Source organism: Chromobacterium sinusclupearum (assembly GCF_002902845.1).
Classification (GTDB): Bacteria; Pseudomonadota; Gammaproteobacteria; order Burkholderiales; family Chromobacteriaceae; genus Chromobacterium; species Chromobacterium sinusclupearum.
Map to the genome: position 1 here is coordinate 23,217 of NZ_PPTF01000068.1, position 23,295 is coordinate 46,511.

The window sequence follows — 23,295 nt, forward strand, 5'->3', positions numbered from 1 at the left end:
ATTTACTTGGCGTAAACCGGGAAGCGATGGCACAGCGCGGTGGCTTGCTCGGCCACGCGAGCGATCAGCGCGTCGTCGTTCGGATTGTCCAGCACGTCGGCCACCATATTGGCTACGGCGATGGCCTCGGCTTCCTTGAAGCCGCGCGTGGTGATGGCCGGGGAGCCGATGCGGATGCCGGACGTCACGAACGGGGTTTCCGGGTCGTTCGGGATGGCGTTCTTGTTGACGGTGATGTGGGCGCGGCCCAGCAGCGCGTCGGCCGCCTTGCCGGTCAGGCCCTTGGCGCGCAGATCCACCAGGAACACATGGCTCTCGGTGCGGCCGGACACGATGCGCACGCCGCGCTCGGCCAGGGTCTTGGCCATGATGGAGGCGTTCTTCAGCACCTGTTCCTGATAGATCTTGAACTCGGGCTGCAGCGCTTCCTTGAAGGCCACGGCCTTGGCGGCGATCACATGCTCCAGCGGGCCGCCTTGCAGGGTCGGGAACACATTGCTGTTGATGCTCTTCTCGAACTCGGCCTTGGCCAGAATGATGCCGCCGCGCGGGCCGCGCAGGGTCTTGTGGGTGGTCGAGGTCACGAAGTCGGCATGCGGCACCGGGTTAGGATACAGGCCGGCGGCGATCAGGCCGGCGTAGTGCGCCATGTCCACCATGAAGTAAGCGCCGACTTTCTTGGCGATCTGGCCCATGCGCTCGAAGTCGAAACGCAAGGCATAAGCGGACGCGCCGCCGATGATCAGCTTCGGCTTGGTTTCCATCGCCACGCGCTCCATGTCGTCGTAGTCGATTTCTTCCTTGTCGTTCAGGCCGTAGGCGACGATGTTGAACATCTTGCCGGACAGGTTGGCCGGAGAGCCGTGGGTCAGGTGGCCGCCATGGCCCAGGTTCATGCCCATCACGGTGTCGCCCGGCTTCAGGATGGAGAAGTACACCGCCTGGTTGGCCTGGGAACCGGAGTGCGGCTGCACGTTGGCGTATTCCGCGCCGAACAGTTGCTTGACGCGGTCGATGGCCAGCTGCTCGACGATGTCCACATGCTCGCAACCGCCATAGAAGCGCTTGCCCGGGTAGCCTTCGGCATACTTATTGGTCAGTTGGGAGCCCTGGGCTTCCATCACTGCCGGGCTGGTGTAGTTCTCCGAGGCGATCAGCTCGATGTGATCTTCCTGGCGCTGGCACTCGGCGGCAATCGCGGCGGCGAGTTCGGGGTCGAATTTGGCAATCGTCTGGTCGGCAGCAAACATCGTCTGGCTCTTCCATCAATAGGTTAACGATCGGGCCATTCTACACGAAATGCCCAAACGGAAACCTTAACGTGAAGCAAGCGCCCGGGCCCCGACCAGACCCGCCAAGCAGAAGGCCCCGCGCGATGCGGGGCCCCTTACTCCTGGTAACTTACAAATCGTCCGCTGTGAAAAACAGCGGCACGCCGTCGCGGCTTTCCGGCTGCAGCTCTGGCAGCACATGCACTTCTCGCACGCGGCACTCGCTCATCAGCTCGCGGAAGTTTTCTTCGATCAGCTTGAGGTTGTCCAGCGAAGCCAGCGGCCAGACGAAGCCCTCCCAGTTGCGCTCGTCTCCCTTGGCGGAAACGGTGAAGTGCAGCTCGCCGTTCTCATGCGCGGAAACGATGGCCACCGGCTCCTTGTCCAGTTCGCGTAAGCGGCGGATCTGGCTGCTGGCGAACACTTGCAGCGCCACCTCGAAGCGGGCATGGTTTCCGGCCACCAGCGCCTGCATCGCCGGCAGCGGCGGCCGGGCAATCGGGAACAGCGTCACGCCATCGGTCTTCAGCTCTTCGCCCAGGAACTTCATCAGCGGCATGCCCCAGGCGCCGACCGAACCGCCGAGCTTGACCGGACACGCCTCGCCTTCGCGCTGCACGGCCACGCCTATCAGGTAGCGCAGGAATACGCCTTCCTCCTTCACGGTGACCGGCGCCGCCTGCGCCGGCAAGCTGTCGCGGGCAGCCTCGCCTTGCCGGGCCATTCTATATAAGGTCAGCGCATCCAGGCCCACCAAGCTGTCCGGATGCAGCAACACGCCGGACAAGGCCGCGTCGCCGTCCGCGGCGAACACGCCATGCTGGCGCAGCAGCGCGTTCAAGCCTTCGACATCGGCGATGGCGCCGGGCAGCTCGGCCTGCTCGCGGCTGCCGGCCACCAACACCAGCGGCAAGGCGAATACCAGCGCGCGCGCGCCGCCGGCCTCTTCTACGGCCTGGCGCAAAGCGTCCCAGACGATCTGATAGCAGGCCTGCGTCGGCACCATGGCCAAGGCCACGGAGATCGACAATACCTCGCCACGCTGCAACATCTCGTCGATTGCGCCCACCAGGGCCTGGCGCCACATATCGCGCTCGCCGGCGTCCGGCGCGTCCAGCACGGACTGGGCATGATGGATCAGTCGGTTGGTCAGGGAAACTTGCGGGTGATATTGACGCGGATCGGGAAGAAGGTGACGGACAGCGTCCATGGGCGGGCATCCTGCAACAGTCGAAAAAACCGTATTGTGGCACAGCCGCCACGCGCTTGCTCGGCCACGATCGCAACATGACAAAAACGTAAACCCTTGCCAGAATTGCGCCCACAAACAATAAATGTATTTAGGCGCGACAAAAAGTTATATTTCTCGACATTTTCGGAAACGCACATGTTGACACCTGGTAGCGCTATCCGGATAATCCGTTCTCGTTGAGATGCAGCAATTGCTTCTTGATAGTTTCTCCTCTATTTCTCCTTTGTAGACTTGGCGCGGGCCGTAAGGCACCGCGCATTTTTTTTGCCCGTCCCACCGCCAACTCTTGGCAAAACTCTTAAAAATCATTGCGATACGCACAGTTTCTTCATAATTCCGCCCGACACAACCCAGCACAAAACAGCAAGCGCCTACTATCCAAAATCAGATGGTCGATTATGCAGTCGTACGGGAAAGCCACAATAGCCATGCTGAAAATGTAAAAAAATACCTTACATTATCCCATTGTACTTTAAGAAATATTTCATTTTCGAAACAAAACGAATAAGAAGCAGGGAGAATTGTTCGATTTGGCGATAACTGAACACGTAGAAACAGCCCGGGGATGGGTCTGGATGGACTGCAGGCAAGGCTGCAAGTTCCCAATTGTCCTACAAGGACATCGCCATAATAGCACCGTTGCCTTCCAGAATTATGACAATGATCAATACCTAACAAGATAGTCAAAAGCGGAACCCGCCCCGCCGCCGCTGGTCACAATCCCTTCTGTCCCCCCTACTCTCACCATGCCCATCAACAGCATCAGCCTGGCCGGCTTCCGCTCGATCCGCAAACTGACATTGGAGCTGGAGGCCCTCAACGTCGTCGTCGGCGCCAACGGCTGCGGCAAATCCAATTTGTACAAGGCCATCCATCTATTGCACGCCTCGGCCGAGGGCCGGCTGGCCGCAGCGCTGGCCGAGGAAGGCGGCATCCAGAAAGCGATGTGGGCGGGCGGGCCGCGCCGGGGCGACAAGGCCCGCGGGCCTAAGCGCATGATTCTGTCGGTCAGACTGGATGACTACGACTACGAGCTGCAACTGGGTTATCCCGAACCCAGCATGAGCCTGTTCTCGCTTGACCCGCTGGTGAAGGAGGAAAGCCTGTGGCTGGCCAGCCATGGCCGCAGGCCTTCGACGCTGCTGCTGGAGCGCCGCAACCAGGCGGCCTTCCTATGCGGCGTGGATGGGGAACGCAACACCTACCCGGCCAGCCTGCGGGCGGAGGAGTCCATCTTCGGCCAATTGGCCGAACCGCACCGCTACCCGGAGCTGTCGCAACTGCGGGAAACCTTGCGTCGCTGGCGCTTCTATCATGAATTCGCCGCCTGGCCGGGCTCGCCGCTGCGCGCGCCGCAAGTGGGCATACGCTCGCCCGTGCTGGCGCACGACGGCGCCAACCTGGCCGCAGCCTACCAGACCATTGTCGAGATAGGCGACCGCGATTTGCTGCGCAGCGTATTGGCCGAGGCCTTTCCCGACAGCCATTTCTTGGTGGACGCCGCCCAGGGCCGTTTCCAGATGCTGATGCAGCGCGAAGGCTTGCTGCGGCCCCTGGAGGCCGCCGAACTGTCCGATGGCACGCTGCGCTTCCTGTGTCTGACAGTCGCCCTGCTCAGCCCGCGTCCGCCTGCCTTCATGGCGCTGAACGAACCGGAAAACAGCCTGCATCCGGCGCTGCTGCCGTCACTGGCGCGGCTGATAGCGGAAGCCAGCCGCTACAGCCAAATCTGGGTCACCAGCCACTCGCCGCATCTAGCCGAACTGATCCGCCGTCATCGTCCGCTGAAGCTGTTTCCGCTCGCCCTGCAGGACGGCGAAACCCTGCTGAACGACGACCACTGAAGCGATTTGTCCCCAGCCGCCGCCAGGCGGTTTTTTACGTCTTTTGATCGTATTTTTCTTTATTTTCGCCGATATGCCGATTTTATAGTCCGAAGCTGCGGGGAACTCTGCCAAGCCAGCCTGGGTCTGACCCCTGTCTTGTTTATTTTATTCAACACTATGTATAGAAAATTATGCTCTCCATTATTGCTGGCCTGGGCCTTGTTGTTCGCGGCCATTGTCTGTGAAATTATCGGCACTTCCTTCATGGCCATCGCGGCTCGCAACGGCGGCTATCTGGGTTATATCTGGATGGCGGGCGCACTGGCCTTGTCTTATTACCTGTTGTCCCTGGCCCTGCGCGGCATCTCGGTCGGCGTAGCCTACGCCGTATGGGAAGGACTGGGTCTGATTGGACTCACCATCGTCAGCGTCTGGCTGTTCGGCGAAAAGCTGGTGCCGCAAGAGCTGATTGGACTGGCGCTGGCCTTGCTGGGCCTGACTTGCGTCACGCTGGGCGAACCTCATGACGAGGAGGCCACAGCATGAAAACCATGTATTTAGTGTTTGTGCTGGCCTCGGCGCTGATAGAAGTGGGCGCCAATCTGATGCTGGAAAAATCTGACGGCTTCCGCCGCAAACTATGGGGCATCGGCGCCATCCTGCTGGTATGGATAGCCTTTGCGCTGCTGGGACAGGCCGTGAAAGGCATGGATTTGGCCATCGCCTACGCCTTGTGGGGTTCCATCGGGATTCTCGGCACCGCCATCGGCGGCCGCCTGCTGTACAAACAAAAACTGAAGCCTATCGGCTGGGCCGGCATCGGCATCGTCGCAGCGGCGGTGGTGACGCTGTCCACCGTCTAAAACAGCCAGGCCCGAAAATTCCACCGTCCCAAGCGGGACCGCGGCGAAATTTTCAGGCCCGCCTGGAACAAAAGGGGGAGGCAGAGCGCCTCCCCTTTCATTAGGTGCGTCGCCACTTTGGGGTGACGCACCCTACGTTTTTTTATTTACGTTCCACTTGCGACACATCGCGCACCGCGCCGGTATCCGCGCTGGTGGTCATCGCGGCATAGGAGCGCAGGGCCGGGCTGACCACGCGGCTGCGGCCCACAGGCTGCCAGGCGTCGCGGCCCTTCGCCTCCATCGCGGCGCGGCGTTTGGCCAAGACCTCATCCGACACGGCCAGATGGATTCGACGGTTCGGGATGTCGATTTCCACCGTGTCGCCCTCTTCCGCCAAGCCAATCGCGCCGCCCTCGGCCGCTTCCGGCGAAACATGGCCGATGCTGAGGCCGGACGTGCCGCCGGAGAAGCGGCCATCGGTCAGCAAGGCGCAGGCCTTGCCGAGACCCTTGGATTTCAGATACGAGGTGGGATACAGCATCTCCTGCATGCCCGGGCCTCCCTTAGGGCCCTCATAGCGGATGATGACGATATCGCCAGCGACGATGCGGTCGGCCAGAATCGCCTCCACCGCAGCGTCCTGGCTTTCAAAGATGCGCGCGCGTCCGGTGAATTTCAGTATCGATTCATCGACGCCGGCCGTCTTCACGATGCAGCCGCGCTCGGCGATATTGCCGTACAGCACGGCCAGGCCGCCATCCTGCGAGTAAGCGTTGGCCTTGTCGCGGATGCAGCCATCGGCGCGGTCATTATCCAGCGTCGGGTAGCGCATGCTTTGCGAGAAGGCGATGGTGGTGGCCACGCCGCCCGGCGCGGCGCGGTAGAAGCGGTGCGCCTCGCTGCCCTCGCCGTGGCGCATCACATCCCATTGTTCAATGGCCGCGCCCAGGCTGGGGCTATGCACGGTGGGCACATCGCGGTGCAGCAGGCCGGCGCGATCCAGCTCGGCCAGGATGCCGATCACGCCGCCGGCGCGATGCACGTCTTCCATATGATACTTCTGCGTGGCCGGCGCCACCTTGGACAGACACGGCACGCCGCGGCTGATGCGGTCGATGTCGGCCATCTTGAAATCCACCCCGGCCTCGCTGGCGGCGGCCAGCAGGTGCAGCACGGTATTGGTGGAGCCGCCCATCGCCACGTCCAGGCTCATCGCGTTCTCAAAGGCCTGCTTGGTGGCGATGCTGCGCGGCAGAACGGAATAGTCCTCGCCCTCGTAATGACGCTTGGCCAGCTCGACGATCAGGCGGCCGGCCTTCAGGAACAATTCCTTGCGGTCGGCGTGGGTCGCCACCAGGCTGCCGTTGCCGGGCAAGCTGAGACCCAGCGCCTCGGTCAGACAGTTCATCGAGTTGGCGGTGAACATGCCGGAGCAGGAGCCGCAAGTCGGACAGGCGGAACGCTCGACGCGGTCCACATCTTCATCCGACACCGCGCTGTTGGCGGCCTCCACCATGGCGTCCACCAGGTCCAGCTTGCGCACTTCGTTGCCCCACTGCACCTTGCCGGCCTCCATCGGCCCGCCGGAGACGAAGACCACCGGAATGTTCAGCCGCATGGCGGCCATCAGCATGCCCGGGGTGATCTTGTCGCAATTGGAGATGCACACCAGCGCGTCGGCGCAGTGCGCGTTGACCATGTACTCCACGCTGTCGGCGATCAGGTCGCGGCTGGGCAGGCTGTACAGCATGCCGCCATGGCCCATGGCGATGCCGTCGTCGATGGCGATGGTGTTGAATTCCTTGGCCACGCCGCCGGCTTTTTCAATCTCGCGCGCCACTAGCTGGCCCATATTCTGCAGATGGACGTGGCCAGGCACGAACTGGGTGAAGGAATTGGCGATGGCGATGATGGGCTTGCCGAAGTCGGCGTCGGTCATCCCGGTGGCGCGCCACAGCGCGCGGGCACCCGCCATATTGCGGCCGGCGGTGGAGGTGCGGGAGCGGTATTGGGGCATGATGCTTCCTTTAATAGGTTCAAAGCCGGTCGTCATTCTGTCACGCAGGCAGGGTAAGCTTGCGGCGGCTGGCCCGCGGGTGCCGGGTGGGCCAGCCTTTTGCCTAGGCGCCGCGGATGAGCGGCGCGACGGCGGGGAACGCTTTCCGTATAATCTCGTCAACCATTTCTTTTACCGCAAACGCACATCCCTGACAAATGCTGATTCATCCTCAGTTCGACCCGGTTGCCGTTCATCTCGGCCCGCTCGCCGTGCACTGGTACGGCCTGATGTACCTGCTGGGCTTCGCCCTGTTTCTCACCCTGGGCAAATACCGCCTGAAAAAGGGCAACGACGTGCTGACCGTGCCGCAGCTGGACGACATGCTGATGTACGGCGCAGTCGGCGTGGTGGTGGGCGGCCGCCTCGGCGAAGTGCTGTTCTATCAGCCCGGCTTCTATTTCAGCCATCCGCTGGAAATCTTCATGGTATGGAAAGGCGGCATGTCCTTCCATGGCGGCTTCATCGGCGTGCTGGTAGCCGTGGCGCTGTATGGCCGCAAGATAGGCCGGGGCTTCTGGCAACTGACCGACTTCATCGCGCCGCTGGTGCCACTGGGCCTGGCGGCCGGCCGCGTCGGCAACTTCATCAACGGCGAGTTGTGGGGCCGCGTGGCCAGCCCGGACCTGCCATGGGCCATGCTGTTCCCGCAGGCCCGGATGGACGATATCGCCGAGGCGCAACAGTCGTCGGACCTGATGAACATGCTGATGCATTACGGCGGCCTCACGCGCCACCCGTCGCAGCTGTACGAGTTTGCGCTGGAAGGCATCGTGCTGTTCGGCGCCCTGTGGCTGTACAGCGCCAAGCCGCGCGCGCGCGGCCAGGTGTCGGCGGTATTCCTGATCGGCTATGGCCTGGCCCGCTTCATCAGCGAATACTTCCGCAATCCCGATGCCGGCATCTTCGGCAAGTCCGACGTGATCAGCATGGGCCAATGGCTGAGCCTGCCGATGATCGTCATCGGCGTAGCGCTGTTTGTGTTCTTCGGCAAACGCAAGCCTGCTTGAACCGCCCCATCCAGCATGCAAAAGCCGGGATCATTCCCGGCTTTTTTCATGCATGCCCCACCAAAATAACAAAATAAGGAATATGTAACTAATTTTTTAGAATTTATTGGAATTAATCAAACAGGGTAAGATGGCGCCAATCGATTCCGCATCATTAGAACTTTACAAGGCCTGCCATGAACAAGACCCTCGCTCTCGCACTCGCCGTCGCCCTGACTTCCACCGCCGCCCTGGCCGACCGCCTGGACGACATCAAGAAAGCCGGCGTGCTGCGCGTCGCCGCCTTCGACAGCAATCCGCCGTTCGGCTTTCTCGACGCCAAGACCCGCCAGATCGTCGGCCTGGATGTCGATGTGGCTCAGCACATCGCCAAGAAGCTGGGCGTGAAGCTGCAACTGATCCCAACCAATCCGGCCAACCGCGTGCCGCTGTTGGTGTCCGGCAAGGCCGACATCGTCGCCGCCAACTTCACCGTGACCGACGAGCGCAAGAAGCAAGTGGACTTCAGCCTGCCCTACTTCGCCTCCGGCCAGCAATTCATCGTGCGCAAGGGCACGCTGCAGAAGCCGGAACAGCTCTCTGGCCTGCGCGTGGGCGTGGACAAGGGCACGACGCAGGAAGTGTATCTGCGTGAGAAATACCCGAAGACCACGGTTGTCGCCTATGACGACACCCCGCTGGCCTTCACCGCGCTGCGCAACGGCAACGTGCAGGCCATCACCCAGGACGGCTCCAAGCTGGCCGCCCTGCTGGCCAACGCGCCGGACAAGGCCAAGTATGAGCTGGCGCCGTTCACGCTGACCCGCGAATACCAAGCCATCGGCCTGCCCAAGGGCGAAGCGCGTCTGACCAAGGCGGTCAACGACACGCTGCAGCAGCTGGAAAAGAGCGGCGAAGCGGCCAAGATCTACGACCACTGGTTCGGCCCCAAGACCAAGGCCCCGCTGCCGCGCGATTTCAAGATCGGCGACGCGACCTGACACGAGCTGTTCCGCTGTCCACAACCGCCGCGCGCCGGCGGTTTTGCCGTTTCACGCCGTAGAAAGAAATTTGCATGACCCCTCCCTCCTGGCTCGGCCATAACTGGCTGGAGCCGCACTATCTGGCCTGGCTGGCCAAGGGCGCGCTGCTCACCGGCTGGCTGTCGCTGCTGGTGGTCCTGGCCGCCAGCCTGCTTGGCATTGTCTTCACCGCGCTACTCGACAGCGGCCTGCGGCCGCTGCGGCTGGCGGCGCGGCTGTTCGTCGGCCTGCACCGCAACACGCCGCTGATGGTGCAGCTGCTGCTGTGGTATTTCGGCGTGTCCGGCCTATTGCCGGACGAAGCGAAAATCTGGCTGAACACGCCGCACGCCTTGGCGCTGCCCTTTGATCTGTCCTTGCCTTGGCCCTCGTTCGAGTTCCTGGCCGCCTTTACCGCCTTGACCCTGTACAGCGCGGCTTTCATCTGCGGCGAACTGCAGTCCGGCCTGAACGCCGTGCCCAAAGGCCAGCGTCTGGCGGCGCGGGCGCTGGGCATGAGCGGCTGGCAGGTATTGAGCCTGGTGGTGCTGCCGCAGGCCTGGCAGCTGGTGAAGCGGCCGTTGGTGGGCCAGTACACGGCCATCGTCAAGAACACCTCGCTGACCATGGCCATCGGCCTGGCGGAGCTGTCTTACGCCTCGCGCCAGGTGGAAACCGAGACGCTGCTGGCCTTCCAGGCTTTCGCCGTCGCCACCGCGCTGTATCTGATCCTGGTGCTGATCACCCAGCTGCTGGCCCAGCGTCAGGAGCCGGAATGGAGGACGCTGCGATGATCCCGGCCGTGATTCACGACAATCTGGACTACCTGCTGTGGGGCAATCTGGCCAATGGCGAAGCCGGCGGCCTGCTGTTGACCGCCCTGCTGAGCCTGGCCGCGGCGCTGCTCGCCAGCGCGCTGGGCCTGGCGCTGGGCATCGCCCAGTTAATGGGCGGCGCGGCGCTGCGGCGCGCCGTGATGGCCGTCACCGCCATGCTGCGCGCCATCCCGGTGCTGATGCTGATCTTCTGGTGCTACTTCCTGCTGCCGCTATTGTTCGGCATCGACATTCCAGGCCTCATCACCGTGATTCTGGCGCTGGCGCTGATCCACGCGGCGTATCTGGGCCAAGCCGTGCTGGCCGGGCTCAATGCGGTCGGCCGCGGCCAGTGGCAGGCCGGCCTGGCGCTGGGCTTCTCGCGCTGGCAGACGCTGCGCTGGCTGATCCTGCCGCAGGCGCTGCGTATCATGCTGCCCTCCTTCGTCAATCAGTGGGTGTCGCTGCTGAAAGACAGCTCGCTGGCCTATATCGTCGGCGTGGCTGAGTTCACTTTCGTCGCCACCCAGGTCAACAACCGCGAGCAGGTGTATCCGCTGGAAATCTTCAGCGCCATCGCCGTCGGCTACCTTGCGCTGTGCGCCCTGCTGCAGCTGGGCGGGCATATGGCCCAGCGCCGCTGGCGCCGGGCCGCGTAATCACAGCTCGCGCCCGCCGCTGGCGATCACGCGCCGATACCAGAAGAAGCTGTCTTTGCGCACGCGGCGCAAGTCGCGGACATCGGTCTCGTCGCGGTTGACGTAGACAAAGCCGTAGCGCTTCTGGTAGCCATTGAGCCAACTCAGGATGTCGGTGAACGACCAGGCGCAGAAGCCCATCAGCGCCACGCCGTCGCTGATCGCCTCCTGGCAGGCCGCCAGATGGCGGCGCAGGTAATCGATGCGGTAGGCGTCATGGACCTGGTCGCCGTCTTCCAGCCGGTCGAACTCGCCCAGGCCGTTCTCCGTGATCAGCACCGGCAGCGCATAGCGGCTGGTCAGGCGGCGCAAGGCGATGCGCAGGCCGGTCGGGTCTATCGCCCAGTCCCAGTTGGACGTTTCCAGTTGCGGATTCGGTGTGGTGCGATACAAGCCGGGTACGCCGCTGGACGGCGTGCTGCCCTTCTGCCCGGTGGTGTTGATGCGCTGCAAACCGACCCCGTCCGGCGGGTTGTCGGTATAAGTCAGCGTGTAGTAGTAATTGAGGCCGATGAAATCCGGCTTGGCCGCCGCCAGCGCCGCCATGTCGCCGGGCAGAATGTCCGGCGCTTCGCCGCGCTGGCGCAGCCAGGCCAGCGCCACTTGCGGATAGCGGCCGTAGCAGTAGGTGTCCAGCCACCAGTGGTTGGTGAATTCCTCGGCATTGTCGAAGGCCAGCAGGTCCGCCGGCGCGCAGGACGCCGGATAGGCCGGCGAATAAGCGAAGCTGGGACCGATGCGGCCATCCGGCACGAGTTGGCGGAACAGCTGGATGGCGCGCGCGTTGGCGAGGAAGGCGATGTGGTTGGCGGCGTAAAAACGCTTGCGGTCGGCCAGTGCCGGCGGGTGCGTCGCCAGCAGATAGGCGTTGCTGAGGTTGTAGTTCTGTTCGTTCAGCGACACCCAGGTCTTGACCCGGTCGCCGTAACGGCGGAACAGCAAGGCGCAGTAGTCGCCGAAGTCGTCGATGACGCGCCGGCCTTCCCAGCCGCCGTATTCGTCCTGCAAGGCCTGCGGCATGTCCCAGTGGTATAGCGTCAGCACCGGCTCGATGCCCTGCGCCAGCAAGGCGTCGATCAGGCGGTCGTAGAAAGCCAGGCCGGCCTCGTTGGCTGCGCCGCGGCCTTGCGGCAGCACGCGCGGCCAACTGACGGAGAAACGGTAGGCGGTCAGCCCCATCTCGGCCATCAGCGCCACGTCCTCCTCCATGCGGTGGTAGTGGTCCACCGCAACGTCGCCATTGCTGCCCTGGAAAGTGCGGCCCGGCTCGCGCACGAAAACATCCCACACCGACAAGCCCTTGCCGTCGATATCGAAAGCGCCCTCCACCTGGTAGGCGGCGGAAGCGGCGCCCCACAGGAAGTTGTCGGGAAAAGGTCTGAGGCTGACGTGATGCATGGGGTGCTCCGGTCGAGAAGACTATCAATGATGGGCTATTGGTCGCCGCCGGCGCCGCCAAGTTCACCCGCCGGTTTGACAAGGGACAAGAAAAAGCCCGCCAGGCGGCGGGCTCTCGGCAAAGGCTTTCGCGATCAGTCCAGATATTTCTTGAAGAACTTTTCCATCGCGCCATAGGCGGCGAAACGGTTTTCCTCGTTATGGAAGCCGTGACCCTCGTTGTCCTTGACGATGTATTCCACCTCCACGCCGCGCTTTTTCAGCGCATCGACGATCTGGTTCGATTCGTTGATGTTGACGCGCGGGTCCTTAGCGCCTTGCAGCACCAGGAGCGGGGTCTGGATGCGGTCCACATGGAATACCGGCGAACGCTCGCGCAGCAGATCCTTGTCCTTTTCCGGGTGGCCCACCATCTCGTACATCGAATCCAGGAACGGCTTCCAGTACGGCGGGATGGTGGTCATGAAGGTAAACAGGTTGGACACGCCGACGTAATCGACGGCGCAGCGGTACAGCTCCGGCGTCTTGGTGATGCCGGCCAGCGTGGCGTAGCCGCCGTAGCTGCCGCCGTAGATGCACACCTTTTTCGGATCGGCGATGCCTTGCTGCACCAGCCAGTTGACGCCGTCGGTGACGTCATCCTGCATCTTGCCGCCCCACTCCTTGAACGAGGACTCCCAGAACTGGCGGCCATAGCCGGTGGAGCCACGGAAGTTCATCTGCAACACCGCCCAGCCGCGGTTGGCAAAGAATTGCACTTCCGGGTTGAAGCCCCAGCTATCGCGATGCCACGGGCCGCCGTGCGGATTGACGATCACCGGCAGATTCTTGGCGTCTTCCTTGCCCTTGGGCAACGTCAGATAGCCGTGAATGGTCAGCCCATCGCGACTCTGATACTGAATAGGCTTGATGGAAGCCATCTTGTCTTCTGGCAGCCACGGGGTGATATTAGCCAACAGCGTCAGCTTGTCGGTTTTCGTGTCGTACAGGTAGCGCTTGCCCTGAGTCTTGTCGTTCCAAGCCGCCACGATAAAGCGGTCTTCGGCGCGATCCGCAGACTGGATTTCAACCAAGTTGCCTGGGAAGTGCGCCTGCAGCTTGGCATACAGCTCGCGCGCTTGCGGATCGAAGCACTCGCGGCCCAGCTTGTCGGTCTCAAAGCTGGCGCAAGTGATGACTTTACGTTTGCGCGAGTAGGCCAGATCGCTGACATCGACATCTTGGCGGGAATAGATTTCCTTCACTTCCTTGCCGGTCTTCGGGTCGTACTCGACGATGGCGGTCTTGTCGCGGCCCAGGTTGCTGGCGGCGTAGAAACGCTGGTTGTCGAAGGTGAAGAACAGCGGCGAGAAGCTCTCGCGGAAGGTGGTGGAGAGCAGCTTGCGGAACTTGCCGCCCGGCTCGTCGCGGTACAGCACGGTATTGTTGACGCCGTCGGTCTCGATGGCGATGCGGATATTGCCCTTGTGGTCCGTGCCCCAGCTGGTCACCTTGCCCGGATTTTCCGCTTCCAGCGTCAGCTTGCCGGTTTTCAGATCCACCCGGTACACATCGAAAATTTCGCGCTTGCGCTTGTTCAGGCTGATCAGCAGCTGGTCGTCCTTGTCGATCAGGCCGTCCACGATTTCCGCGCGCACGCCGGGAAACGGCGTCAGGTCGCGCGTCTTGCCGGTTTTCAGGTCCACGCTGAACAGGTGGAAGTTTTCGTCGCCGCCATTGTCCTTGACGTAGACCAGCCGGTCGCTGCCCTTCCAGAAATACCCTGCCAGATCGCGGTCTTTCACTGCCGTTACGCGCTTGTCCGGCTGACCGGGGCGGCGCACCACGATATTGCGGCGCGACTCCCACGGCGACAGGAAGGCCACGCTCTTGCCATCGGGAGAGACGGTGAAATTGGTTTGTTCCGGGTTGCGGAAAAAGTCGCGCAGCGGGATATCCGCCGCCCATACCGATCCAGACAGCAGCGATGCCGCCAGCGCGGTCATGATGGTTTGTTTCATTTTCATCCTCTGATTTCCATAGCATCCTCGCCGGGGTTCCGTCGAATGCGGATCGTCTGGCTAGAAAAGACGCCCAAAGATCATAGCCCCGGCGGTCCTTGCCCACAACATGCCAAAAGCATTTCGCAAGGAAAAAGCGCCGACACCCTGCTGCCTGACTACAATCGAAGCAAAGCGTTCCCGCGGAGATCGGAGAAAGCCATGGATATCCGCATTCTCGGCACCGCGGCCTGCATCGGCCAGCCCGGGTTGACCACCTGTCTGCTGCTGGGCCAGGACACCCTGCTGGATTGCGGCACCGGTTGCGGCAGCCTGGCGGCGGAAGAGATGCTGCGGCTGCGCCGCGTGCTGCTGACCCATAGCCACATCGACCACTGCGGCCTGCTGCCGCTGCTGGCCGACGTGCATGCCTGCCTGCGCGGCCCCGGCCTCGATGTCTATGCGCATGAGGCCACCCTGGACGCGCTGCGCAAACACGTGTTCAACGGCTGCATCTGGCCGGATTACACCCGCCAGCCGGCGCCCGACGCGCCCTGGCTGCGGCTGAAGCCGGTAGATGTCGGCGACACCGTGGCGCTGGAAGATGGCTTGGCCACCGCCTTGCCGGCCGAACACAGCGTCCCGGCGCTGGGCTGGCTGATCGAAGGCCCATGGCGCGCCCTGGCCTTCAGCGGCGACTCCGCCACCTGCCCGGCTTTTTGGCAGCGCCTAGCCGGCACGCCAGCGTTGACCGATGTGATCTGCGAAGTCACCTACAGCGACGAACGCCTGCACGACGCGCAACAGCAAGGCCGCATGGTGCCGGCCCTGTTGGGCAGCCTACTGCCGCAGCTGCCCGCCAATGTCCATCTGTGGCTGACCCATATCGACCCCAGTTGCCGCGAGGCGGTGATGCAGCAGATGCTGAACCGCTGCCCACCCGGCATGCACACCTGCCTGCTGAAAGAGGGTACGCTGATCGAACTTTGAGCCGTGATGGAGGAAGGATTCGATGCAAGGCTACCAGCTGTCGTTCTTCACCCAGCAAGGGCATCGCCATCATGGCATGCCGCTGGCCGAATGGATTCTGCAGGAAGCGCGCCGTCTGGGCATCAGCGGCGCCACGCTGTTCGCGGCCAGCGAAGGATTCGGCACCGGCCGCCGCATCCACGCCGCGCGCTTCTTCGAGCTGTCCGATCAGCCGGAAGAGGTGACGATGGCGCTGAACGCGGTGGAAGCCGACTTGCTGCTGGACCGGCTGCGCGAGGAAGGCGTCAAGGTGTTCTACGTCAAAATGCCCGTCGAATACGGCATGCTGGGAGAAGTCTGAAGCCGCGCCGGCCCGCCGGCGCGGAAACGGGCCTGCGGTTAGCCGGCAGGCTGGATGAAAGTGATGTCGTCGAGCTTGGGTAGCGGAATCACCTGGCTGGCCACGCTGGCGAAGTCGATATCGTTTAGCCGCAGGCCGCAATACTGCATGCAGTCATAGGTGCGCAGGGCAATCTCGCCGCTGTTCAGCCCTTTCACCACCGCCCATTGCGTGTAATCCTGGTCCTGGCCGTCCCGCACCGTGCCGCGCGGAATATCGACCGCATTGAGCAGATGGGTAGCCTGCGCATAGGCCTGCCGCAGATCGTCGGGCTGATTGGCGAACTGCTTCAGGTAGACGGTGCGGACAAAGCGCGCCGGCGGCGTGGCGTTGCCGGGCAGGCCCGCCAGCCCGCCGCCATGCCCCGGCGGGCTGACCGGCAAGGTGCCGATCTCTCGCAGCTGCGGATCTTCTGGCGTCAGATTCAGATAATTGCCCAGATTGTCCAGATGCCAGGGAAACCACGGCGCATTGGTACAGACCCCTACCGGGTTATGGTAGATCTTCTGCTGGCCATCCTGGAATTCCACCACCAGCGAACGGCCGTCCTTGTCGACAATGGCGGCATGCAGCGGCAGCTGTTTGGCCAGCCAGTCCGGCAGCCAGAATTGGCGCGTCGGCAGCAATTCGCGCACATCCGACACGCTGCCGCAATGCGCCAGCACCCAGTCGGCGAACAGTGGCGCCAGCACCGTGGTCTCGACACGGGAAAAATCCTGATACCGGGTGCACGGCAGCCACAACAGGCTGACGCTGAGGCCTGCCTCGTTCAAGCCGTCGGAGACGATGCGCTGGCTGATGCCTGGCAAGGGCAGATTGGTGGAACTGATGCCGACATAGCCATAGCGAACCGACCACGTCGGCGCATCGGCCATTTTCTGGAAATCCGCGCCGGCCCAAACCGGCTGCTGGAAGGACTCACCGCGCCGCTGGATATAGAACGCCGGATCAAGCGAACGGGCGAACTCCATAGAGCGGCCCACCACATGATTCCTGTCCTTCGCCTGCAATTGAAAATGCGTGCACATGCCAGGTCTCCTACGTTCGTCCCATGCCCAACCGCCGGACGGCGCCGCCGACAAGGCGGCGACATGGGGTAGACCATAGGAGACCTCGCCTTCAGTTCAGGCGAAACTGATCTTTCGCTCAGGACGCGTCAGAAACTTACCTCAAAGCCGGCCTCGGCCACCGCCGCCGCCAGCTCTTCCGGAGAGACGATGCCCGGATCGTAACTGACCTGGGCCTGCTTGGCCTCCAGGCTGACCGCTGTGTCGCTGACGCCGGCCATGGTGTCCAGCACGTCCTGCACAGTTTTGACGCAGCCGCCGCAAGTCATGCCGTCGATGTTAAGGGTCAAGTCCGCCATATTCTTCTCCACGCAATGAAAGTTAAGGATTGATTCAGCGCCAGCGGCGCAACAATAAAGAATTGGACACCACGGAAACCGAGCTGGCGGCCATCGCCGCGCCGGCAATCACCGGATTGAGCAGGCCCAGTGCCGCCAGCGGTATCCCCAGCATGTTATACACGAAAGCAAACGCCAGGTTCTGCCGTATCTTGGCCAGCGTCCGGCGCGACAGCCGGATGGCGTCCACCGCATGGCGCAAGTCGCCGCGCATCAGGGTGATGTCGGCGGCGGAGATCGCCACGTCGGAACCGGACCCCATAGCCAAGCTGACATCGGCCGCCGCCAAGGCCGGCGCATCGTTGACGCCGTCGCCCAGCATCGCCACCTTGCGGCCGGCAGCCTGCAACTCGCGCACCACGACGGCCTTGTCTTGCGGCCGCATGCCGGCGCGCCATTCGTCGACGCCGGCCTCGGCGGCGATGCTGCGCGCGGTGGCCGCGTCGTCGCCGGTCAGCATCATCACCCGCACGCCCAGGCTGCGCGCCTGGCGCAGCGCCTCGGCCGAGCTGGCGCGCAGAGGATCGGCCAGCGCCAGCCAACCCAGCGCCTGACCATCCATGCGGACCGCCACCACGGTAGCGCCTGCGTCCTGCCAAGCGCGCGCCTCGTCGGGCATGGCCATGTCCAGCCAAGCCGGCGTGCCGACTAGCACCAGGCCGCGCCCCTCCACCAGCGCCGCGACGCCGCGCCCCACCTCGGCCCGGAAATCGGCGCAAGTCAGCAACGGCAGTCCCCGCTCCTGCGCTTTTTGCAGCAAGGCGCGCGCCAAGGGATGCTCGGAGCCGGCCTCCACGCTGGCGGCCAGCTGGATCAGCGCATCCTCATCGCCGCTCAGCGCCAGCGCGTGGCGCAATACCGGCCGCCCCTCGGTCAGCGTGCCGGTCTTGTCCACCAGCAGCACGTCCACCTTGCCGGCCCGCTCCAGCGCCTCGGCATTGCGGAACAAGATGCCGCGCCGCGCGCCATTGCCCACGCCCACCATGATGGCGGTCGGCGTCGCCAGGCCGAGCGCGCAGGGGCAGGCGATCACCAGCACTGCCACCGCGTGGATCAAGGCCGCGCTCCAGCTGCCCAGCAGCCAGCCCGTCGATAGAAACGTCAGCAGCGCGACGGCGCTGACTGCGGGCACGAACACGGCGGAGAGACGATCAGCCAGCCGCTGGATCGGCGCCTTGCTGCCCTGGGCCGCCGCCACCATGCGCACAATCTCCGCCAGCTGCGTTTCGCTGCCCACGCTTTGCGCCCGCACCTTCAGCATGCCGTCCTGATTGCGCGTGGCGGCGTAGACCTTGTCCCCAGCGCGCTTGGCCACTGGCCGGCTTTCTCCGGTCAGCATGCTCTCGTCCAGCCAGGCCTCGCCCGACACCACCTCGCCATCCACCGGCAGGCTGTCGCCATGGCGCACCACCACGATATCGCCATGCTTGAGTCTATCCACCGGCACGTCGATCAATTCCCCGCCCTGCTCCACCCGCGCCGTCTTGGGAGCCAGCTTCATCAAGGCGGCGATGGCCGCCGAGGCCTTGCCCTTGGCGCGCGTCTCCAGCAGCTTGCCCAGCAACACCAGCGTGATCACCATCGCGCTGGCTTCGAAATACACATGCTGTCCCGGCAGATTGAGCAGCGTAACCGCGGCGGACAGCAGCCAGGCCATGCTGGTGCCCAGGGCCACCAGCACGTCCATATTGGCGACGCCGCCGCGCAAGGCCTGCCAGGCGCCTCGGTAGAAACGCCAGCCGATGACGAACTGCACGGGAGTGGCCAGCGCCAGCTGCCACAGCCGCGGCAGCCAGCCATGATGGCTGCCGGCGAACATGGCGATCATTTCGACCAGGAATGGCAGGGTCATCGCGGCCGACGCGGCGAACCAGGCCAGTTCGCGTCGATAACGGGCGGCGGAGGCGTCCGCGGCTTTGTCCTCGGTCTCGGGCAGCAGCGGTTCGAAGCCGGCGCGGCGCACCGCCGCCAGCACGGCATCCAGATCCGTCAGGCCTGGCAGCCATGCCAGCTGCGCCGACTCCCCGGCGAAGCTGACGCTGGCGCTGACGCCCGGCAGCTTGCCCAAGACCTTTTCCAAGCGGGCGGCGCAGGCGGCGCAGCTCATGCCGCCGATGCCGAGGCGCATCGACTGCCGCGGCACGGCAAAGCCGCAGCGCTCTATGGCTGCCACCAGTTGCTGCGGATTGGCCTGCGCCGGGTCGTAACGCAGCTGCGCGCTTTCGCTGGCGAAGCTGACCGCGGCATCGACGCCGGGCAAGCGGTTCAACTGCTTTTCGATGCGAGCGGCGCAGGCAGCGCAGCTCATGCCGGAAACCGGCAGGGTAAGGGATTGCGTCATGACGACCTCCTGCCGCCCATTATATACCCCCCAAGGGTATTAAAGACAAGCGAGAAAGCGTGCATGGACTTTACCCATGGCCGTCAGCGTGTTAACAAATACACCTGAACACAACAATAAGGTGTTGCCCATGCCCCTGAAACGTTATGGCCCCGACTGCGCATTGCTGGTAGTGGACGTGCAGAACAGCTTCTGTCCCGGCGGCGAGCTGGCCGTGCCCGACGGCGACGAAGTGGTGCCGCTGATCAACCACCTGTCGCTGCTGTTCGAAAACGTGGTGCTGACCCAGGACTGGCATCCGCGCGGCCACATCTCCTTCGCCAGCAGCCATCCCGGCAAGCAGCCCTTCCAGAACATAGACCTGCCCTACGGCGCGCAGACGCTGTGGCCGGACCATTGCGTGGCCGGCAGCCACGGCGCGGCCTTCCATGCCGAGCTGGAAACCGAGCGAGCCCGGCTCATCGTGCGCAAGGGCATCCACGCCGCGGTGGACAGCTATTCCGCGTTCGTGGAGGCGGATCGAACCACGCCGACCGGTCTGGGCGGCTATCTGAATACGCTGGGGGTCAAGAAGGTGTGGCTGGCTGGTTTGGCCACCGATTTCTGCGTGGCCTGGAGCGCCATCGACGCCCGCGCCGCCGGTTTTGAAACCTTCGTGGTGGAGGACGCCTGCCGCGCGATAGACATCGACGGCTCGCTGGCCGATGCCTGGATGACAATGCGGCAGGCGGGGGTCAAGCGGGTGAGATCGGACGAGGTATGAAACCAATGAGCCGGCTTGTCGCCGGCTGTTTGGCTTGGAACGCGATTCAAAAATGATACTTGATGCCAGCTTGCCTCATGATTTCATTGGCCGTATGCCGAGATTTGATGCCGCTATCAACGGGAAATTTCGTATTGGTGATTGGGCTATACCAGATTTCATGATCACCTTTACCTTGGCGATCAAAGCGGCAGCCATGCTCCTTCAACTTTTTCTTTACCGCTGCGGTAAAGTCAGTCACAAATGACCTCGGTCGAAACCTCTTCCCATTTCAGACGAAAACGGATCTCGCCCTCAGGCAATGGCTGGTCATTCAACTCCAGCAACTCCGGAATACGCACCTTGAGCTTGGCGACAAGCTCCTCACGCGTCGATGCCTCCGCAACCAGCCCTCGGACATCTTTGCTGCTGGCCACCCAAACACCGGCTTCAGCATCTCTGACTGCATGAACTGAAAACGGTTTCATGTCACTCTCCTGCCATTCTCAATAGAATCAAGGCTCCGCTTCATCATGGCACTGCAAAGATAGAGCGTCAAATCCACTTCCGCTTCCAGAACGCCCACGCCAAGCCGCTCGTAAGCAACGCCATCGCGCCCAACACCGCGTGATAGCCATAGTGCCACTTCAGTTCCGGCATGTGTTCGAAGTTCATGCCGTAGATGCCGGCGATCAGCGTCAGCGGCATGAAGATCATGGTCAGCACAGTCAGCTTGCGCATCTGCAGATTGAGCCGGTTGGACTGGGTGGACAGGTACAGATCCAGCATGTCGCTGACCATCTCCCGGCTCATCTCCAGCGATTCCAGCAACTGGATGGTATGGTCATAAGCGTCGCGCAGATACAGTTGGGTTTCCGGCGCGAACAGGCCATCTTCGCCGCGATTCAGCGCCAGCAGCACTTCGCGCAGCGGCAACAGCGCGCGGCGCAGCTTGAGGCAGTCGCGCTTCAGGCGCTGCACCTGGCGCAGCAGGCCGTGATCGTTGCCGGACAGCAGACGGCCATCCACCTGCTCCATGCGCTCGTTGAACCGGGTATGCACCGCCAGATAATCGTCTATCACCGCATCCAGCAAGGAATAAGCCAGATAGTCGGCGCCTTTGCGGCGGACCTGGCCGCGCTGGCGGCGCAGGCGGTCGCGCACCGCATCGAACACGCCGATGGGGCGCGCCTGGAAGGTCAGCACAAACCCCTCGCCCAACACCATGTAAACCTGGTCGGACACCAGCCGGCTGCCATCTAGCGGATAGTCGAACACCCGGCTGACGATGAACAGATAATCGCCGTAGTCTTCGACCTTGGGCCGCTGGCCGGCGTTGAGGATATCCTCCAGCACCAGCGGATGCAGCCCAAAATGGCTGCCCAGGCGTTTCATCGCCTCGGTGTCGCGCAGGCCGTACACATTCAGCCAGCGCACCTTGCCGGCCGGAGCCTGCGCCAGGGCCTGCTCGACGTCGCGGCAAACGGTTTCGCTCAGGGTTTCGGCGTCGTATTCGATCCAGCTCAGGCTGGTTTCACCGGGTTTGGCCTCGCCGACGGGAATCAGCGCGCCAGGCGCTTCGCCCAGCGACGGGATCTGGCGTTTCAGGACAGGATGGCGCATGCGGCTCCTTGGACATGATGGGAAGGAGGGTCCAGGCGCAGGCCGCGCAATGAAAAGGCCCGGGACAGCCCGGGCCGCGTTACCGCTATATCAGCGTCGGCTTATTCCTGGACGATGTCCAGTTTGAACCCGACAGTCTTCCATTGGTTCACTTCCTGGCGGAAACTGCTGGCGGTCAGCGGATTTTCCTGCAGCCAGGATTGGCTGACTTTCAACTCAAAACCGCTGGCGTTCTGCTTCAGATCCAGCACCTCCGGCAATGCCAGCGGCTGGCGGCGGCGATGGAACAGCACGGCAATGCGCAGCGCGACGACGGCCTGCCACAGCACCGGCTGGCTGATGTACTGCGCCATCTTGCCCATGTCGCCGCGGTGGCCCAGCACAATCGTGGCCAGCGCCGCTTGTTCGCGCTTGGAGAAGCCCGGCATGTCGGCGTTCTGCAGGATATAGGTGGAATGCTTGTGATAGGCGGTGTGGGCGATGGTCAGGCCGATTTCGTGCAGCTTGGCCGCCCAGGACAGCAGCTTCAGCATGTCCTGGTCCACGTCCTCGCCGGCCAGCATGCGATACAGCCGCTCGGCCAGCTGATTGACCCGCTCGGCCTGCTGCGCATCCACGTGATAACGCCGCTTGAACAGCCCCACCGTGCTGTCGCGCATGTCCTTTTCGCGCTGGCGGCCCAAGAGGTCGTACAGCACGCCGTCGCGCAGCGCGCCTTCGGTGACGATCATCTTCTCGACTTGCAGCTCTTCGAACACCGCGATCATGATGGCCAGCCCGCCGGCCAGCACCGGCGCGCGGTCGGCCTTCAGGCCGTTGATCTTGACGGCGTCTATGCTGCCCTGCTTGATCAGCAGCTCGCGCAGCTGCTCCATGCCGTCCAGCGTGATGTCGGAGCGGCTCCAGTCGTTGATTTCCAGCACGTCGCGCAAGGAGCGCGCGGTGCCGGATGTGCCGACGGCGAGCTGCCATTCGCTGGGCCGGTATTCGTGGCGGATGCGTTGGATCTCGTTGCGCGCGGCCAATACCGCGTCGCGGAAGTTGCTGCGCGTGAGCTTGCCGCCGGGGAAGAAGCGCAGCGTGTAGCTGACGCAGCCCAGCGGCAGGCTTTCGGTCACCAGGGCCTTGTAGTGGCTGCCGATGATGAATTCGGTGGAACCGCCGCCGATATCCACCACCATGCGCCGCTCCTTGGTATCCGGCAGCGAGTGGGCGGCGCCCAGGTAGATCAGCCGCGCTTCTTCGCGGCCGGCGATCACCTCGATGGGAAAGCCGAGTTTTTCCTCGGCCTCTTCGATAAAGGCCTGGGCATTCTTGGCGACGCGCAGGGTATTGGTGCCGACGATGCGCACCTGGCCCGGCACAAAACCGCGCAAACGCTCGCCGAAACGGGCCAGACAAGCCAGCGCGCGCTGCTGAGTGTCTTCATCCAGATTTTTTTCGGCGGTCAGGCCGGCGCCCAGACGAACGGTTTCTTTCATCACGTCCAGCGCGTACAACTGGTCGTCCACTACGCGGGAAACCTGCAGGCGGAAGCTGTTGGAGCCCAGGTCTACGGTGGCCAATACGGTATGGGGGGGCGTGGTGTGTGTCAAAGACACCCCTTTTCTTGTTCGATGGTTTCTGCCGGGAGCGCGCGGCGCGAAGGCCCGACGCCTCGCCTT

23 protein-coding genes are annotated in these 23,295 nt (G+C 63.2%); 10 read left to right on the forward strand and 13 right to left on the reverse strand.

Features of this window, described 5'->3' with window-relative positions:
- Positions 1-2 precede the first annotated feature (2 nt).
- The 3 genes from glyA to C2134_RS21575 form a co-directional block, all read right to left on the reverse strand.
- On the reverse strand, positions 3-1,250 hold the full coding sequence (gene glyA, locus C2134_RS14020; protein WP_103320787.1) for a serine hydroxymethyltransferase: 1,248 nt from the start codon (positions 1,248-1,250) through the stop codon (positions 3-5).
- A gap of 151 nt (positions 1,251-1,401) precedes the next feature.
- The gene (locus tag C2134_RS14025; RefSeq protein ID WP_103320788.1) at positions 1,402-2,481 is read right to left on the reverse strand and encodes a hypothetical protein; all 1,080 of its coding nucleotides are present in this window, start codon (positions 2,479-2,481) and stop codon (positions 1,402-1,404) included.
- Positions 2,421-2,660, reverse strand: a complete 240-nt coding sequence (locus C2134_RS21575) for a hypothetical protein (protein ID WP_158248774.1) — start codon at positions 2,658-2,660, stop codon at positions 2,421-2,423. Before C2134_RS21575 ends, C2134_RS14025 begins: the two co-directional genes overlap by 61 nt.
- A gap of 609 nt (positions 2,661-3,269) precedes the next feature.
- Between C2134_RS21575 and C2134_RS14030 the strand changes: the two genes are divergently transcribed.
- The 3 genes from C2134_RS14030 (at position 3,270) to C2134_RS14040 (ending at position 5,212) form a co-directional block, all read left to right on the forward strand.
- Positions 3,270-4,367, forward strand: a complete 1,098-nt coding sequence (locus C2134_RS14030) for an AAA family ATPase (protein ID WP_103320789.1) — start codon at positions 3,270-3,272, stop codon at positions 4,365-4,367.
- Positions 4,368-4,526: 159 nt separating this feature from the next.
- The gene (locus C2134_RS14035) at positions 4,527-4,895 is read left to right on the forward strand and encodes an SMR family transporter (protein ID WP_103320790.1); all 369 of its coding nucleotides are present in this window, start codon (positions 4,527-4,529) and stop codon (positions 4,893-4,895) included.
- Positions 4,892-5,212: an SMR family transporter gene (locus C2134_RS14040; RefSeq protein WP_103320791.1), complete on the forward strand. Its 321-nt coding sequence runs from the start codon at positions 4,892-4,894 to the stop codon at positions 5,210-5,212. The genes C2134_RS14035 and C2134_RS14040 overlap by 4 nt, the downstream gene beginning before the upstream one ends.
- Positions 5,213-5,354: 142 nt before the next feature.
- Here the strand turns inward: C2134_RS14040 and ilvD are convergent, their stop codons facing one another.
- Positions 5,355-7,211, reverse strand: a complete 1,857-nt coding sequence (gene ilvD, locus C2134_RS14045; protein ID WP_103320792.1) for a dihydroxy-acid dehydratase — start codon at positions 7,209-7,211, stop codon at positions 5,355-5,357.
- A gap of 197 nt (positions 7,212-7,408) precedes the next feature.
- Between ilvD and lgt the strand changes: the two genes are divergently transcribed.
- From lgt to C2134_RS14065, 4 genes are all read left to right on the forward strand, one after another.
- On the forward strand, positions 7,409-8,260 hold the full coding sequence (lgt, locus tag C2134_RS14050) for a prolipoprotein diacylglyceryl transferase (RefSeq protein ID WP_103320793.1): 852 nt from the start codon (positions 7,409-7,411) through the stop codon (positions 8,258-8,260).
- Positions 8,261-8,436: 176 nt separating this feature from the next.
- Complete coding sequence (locus tag C2134_RS14055) at positions 8,437-9,240, forward strand: ABC transporter substrate-binding protein (protein WP_103320794.1); 804 nt, start codon at positions 8,437-8,439, stop codon at positions 9,238-9,240.
- A 74-nt stretch (positions 9,241-9,314) separates the two neighbouring features.
- Positions 9,315-10,055, forward strand: coding sequence for an amino acid ABC transporter permease (locus tag C2134_RS14060; protein WP_103320795.1), 741 nt, complete (start codon positions 9,315-9,317; stop codon positions 10,053-10,055).
- Complete coding sequence (locus C2134_RS14065) at positions 10,037-10,735, forward strand: amino acid ABC transporter permease (protein ID WP_233196461.1); 699 nt, start codon at positions 10,037-10,039, stop codon at positions 10,733-10,735. The genes C2134_RS14060 and C2134_RS14065 overlap by 19 nt, the downstream gene beginning before the upstream one ends.
- On the opposite strand, the gene C2134_RS14070 is transcribed toward C2134_RS14065, so the two are convergent.
- A complete protein-coding gene (locus tag C2134_RS14070) occupies positions 10,736-12,172 on the reverse strand; it encodes a glycoside hydrolase family 1 protein (protein WP_103320796.1) in 1,437 nt (478 codons plus the stop codon). It lies immediately after the preceding gene.
- 134 nt (positions 12,173-12,306) lie between these two features.
- On the reverse strand, positions 12,307-14,178 hold the full coding sequence (locus C2134_RS14075; RefSeq protein ID WP_199179945.1) for a S9 family peptidase: 1,872 nt from the start codon (positions 14,176-14,178) through the stop codon (positions 12,307-12,309).
- Between the two features lie 195 nt (positions 14,179-14,373).
- Between C2134_RS14075 and C2134_RS14080 the strand changes: the two genes are divergently transcribed.
- The gene (locus tag C2134_RS14080) at positions 14,374-15,141 is read left to right on the forward strand and encodes a 3',5'-cyclic-nucleotide phosphodiesterase (RefSeq protein WP_103320797.1); all 768 of its coding nucleotides are present in this window, start codon (positions 14,374-14,376) and stop codon (positions 15,139-15,141) included.
- 22 nt (positions 15,142-15,163) lie between these two features.
- A complete protein-coding gene (locus C2134_RS14085) occupies positions 15,164-15,481 on the forward strand; it encodes a DUF190 domain-containing protein (RefSeq protein WP_103320798.1) in 318 nt (105 codons plus the stop codon).
- 38 nt (positions 15,482-15,519) lie between these two features.
- Here the strand turns inward: C2134_RS14085 and C2134_RS14090 are convergent, their stop codons facing one another.
- From C2134_RS14090 to C2134_RS14100, 3 genes are all read right to left on the reverse strand, one after another.
- Positions 15,520-16,548 (reverse strand): linear amide C-N hydrolase, encoded by a 1,029-nt coding sequence (locus C2134_RS14090; protein WP_103320799.1) that lies wholly within the window; start codon positions 16,546-16,548, stop codon positions 15,520-15,522.
- Positions 16,549-16,676: 128 nt separating this feature from the next.
- Positions 16,677-16,886 (reverse strand): heavy-metal-associated domain-containing protein, encoded by a 210-nt coding sequence (locus C2134_RS14095; protein ID WP_103320800.1) that lies wholly within the window; start codon positions 16,884-16,886, stop codon positions 16,677-16,679.
- Between the two features lie 34 nt (positions 16,887-16,920).
- Positions 16,921-19,266 (reverse strand): heavy metal translocating P-type ATPase, encoded by a 2,346-nt coding sequence (locus C2134_RS14100; protein WP_103320801.1) that lies wholly within the window; start codon positions 19,264-19,266, stop codon positions 16,921-16,923.
- Between the two features lie 130 nt (positions 19,267-19,396).
- Between C2134_RS14100 and pncA the strand changes: the two genes are divergently transcribed.
- The gene (gene pncA / locus C2134_RS14105) at positions 19,397-20,029 is read left to right on the forward strand and encodes a bifunctional nicotinamidase/pyrazinamidase (RefSeq protein WP_103320802.1); all 633 of its coding nucleotides are present in this window, start codon (positions 19,397-19,399) and stop codon (positions 20,027-20,029) included.
- A 46-nt stretch (positions 20,030-20,075) separates the two neighbouring features.
- Here pncA and C2134_RS14110 read toward each other — a convergent pair whose 3' ends face one another.
- The 4 genes from C2134_RS14110 to ppx form a co-directional block, all read right to left on the reverse strand.
- Positions 20,076-20,270, reverse strand: coding sequence for a type II toxin-antitoxin system HicA family toxin (locus C2134_RS14110; RefSeq protein ID WP_103320803.1), 195 nt, complete (start codon positions 20,268-20,270; stop codon positions 20,076-20,078).
- Positions 20,263-20,496, reverse strand: coding sequence for a DUF1902 domain-containing protein (locus C2134_RS14115; protein WP_103320804.1), 234 nt, complete (start codon positions 20,494-20,496; stop codon positions 20,263-20,265). The genes C2134_RS14110 and C2134_RS14115 overlap by 8 nt, the downstream gene beginning before the upstream one ends.
- A gap of 67 nt (positions 20,497-20,563) precedes the next feature.
- Complete coding sequence (corA, locus tag C2134_RS14120) at positions 20,564-21,631, reverse strand: magnesium/cobalt transporter CorA (RefSeq protein WP_103320805.1); 1,068 nt, start codon at positions 21,629-21,631, stop codon at positions 20,564-20,566.
- A gap of 101 nt (positions 21,632-21,732) precedes the next feature.
- Positions 21,733-23,226: an exopolyphosphatase gene (ppx, locus tag C2134_RS14125; protein WP_233196470.1), complete on the reverse strand. Its 1,494-nt coding sequence runs from the start codon at positions 23,224-23,226 to the stop codon at positions 21,733-21,735.
- Positions 23,227-23,295 lie beyond the last annotated feature (69 nt).